Raw genomic sequence first — 912 nt, 5'->3', positions numbered from 1 at the left:
GTGCTGGACTGCTCGCAACCCCACGACTTCGAGGTCTACGGAGCCGTCGAGCTCAAGGGCGACGGTCCCTTCCCGGGCGAGAAGGCCATCATCAAGAAGACGGACCGTTGTCTCCGGCTCTTCAAGAAGTACGTCGGTCTGCCCTACCGGGAATCCAGGTACGAGGGCTACAGCTACTACCCCAGCGCCGACAGCTGGGTGCTCGCCGACCGGACGATCACCTGCATCCTCGCCAATCCGAAGCTCAAGCCGCTGAAGCGCAGCGCGAAGAACTCGAAGCGCTGAGGACCCTGTTCCGTGACTTCACCCGAGCGATCCGAGCGCCGCCAGGGCGTGGTGGCCGACTGGAACGACGAGCGCGGCTTCGGCTTCATCACGCCAGCGGAGGGCGGCTCGCGCGTCTTTGTCCACATCAGCGCGTTTCCTCGCGGGCGCCGTCCCGTCGTCGGCTGCGAGGTCAGCTACACGCCCATGCGCGACGAGCGGAACCGGGCGCGGGCCGCCGAGGTGCGGTACGTCGGCCGCGGGCCAGCGAACAGGTCGGGCCCCGGCAAGCTGCCGCTGGCCGTCGCCATCGCCATGATGTTCTTCGGCATCCTGGGGCTTCTCGTGGCCCTGGACCTGCTGTCCGTCGTGATCGTGGGTCTCTACGTGCTGCTGAGCGCCTTCGCCCTGCTCTCGTACTTCGTCGACAAGTCGGCGGCGCGCAACGGTCAGTGGCGGATCTCGGAAGCGAACCTTCACACCATCGCGCTACTGGGCGGCTGGCCCGGCGCCCTCATCGGCCAGCAGGCGTTTCGGCACAAGACCACCAAGCAGCCCTTCCAGACCATCTTCTGGGTGACCGTGCTCGTCAACTGCGCTGCGCTGGCGTGGTTCGTCAACGCCGCCCCGATCGCCTTGCCGTGACGC

Annotated in this window: 2 protein-coding genes; both read left to right on the top strand. The window is 67.1% G+C overall.

What is annotated here, in order from left to right; genetic code table 11:
* Positions 1-285 (top strand): septum formation family protein (locus ACOADB_RS28310; protein WP_378607071.1); only part of this gene is annotated, 285 nt, incomplete at its 5' end.
* A 12-nt stretch (positions 286-297) separates the two neighbouring features.
* A complete protein-coding gene (locus ACOADB_RS28305; RefSeq protein ID WP_378607068.1) occupies positions 298-909 on the top strand; it encodes a DUF1294 domain-containing protein in 612 nt (203 codons plus the stop codon).
* Positions 910-912 lie beyond the last annotated feature (3 nt).

The sequence above is a fragment of the Nocardioides sp. CPCC 206348 genome (genome assembly GCF_048654705.1).
GTDB lineage: Bacteria > Actinomycetota > Actinomycetes > Propionibacteriales > Nocardioidaceae > Nocardioides.
The sequence above is the reverse complement of the archived record's forward strand: the minus strand, read 5'-3'. Positions and strand labels throughout refer to the sequence as shown.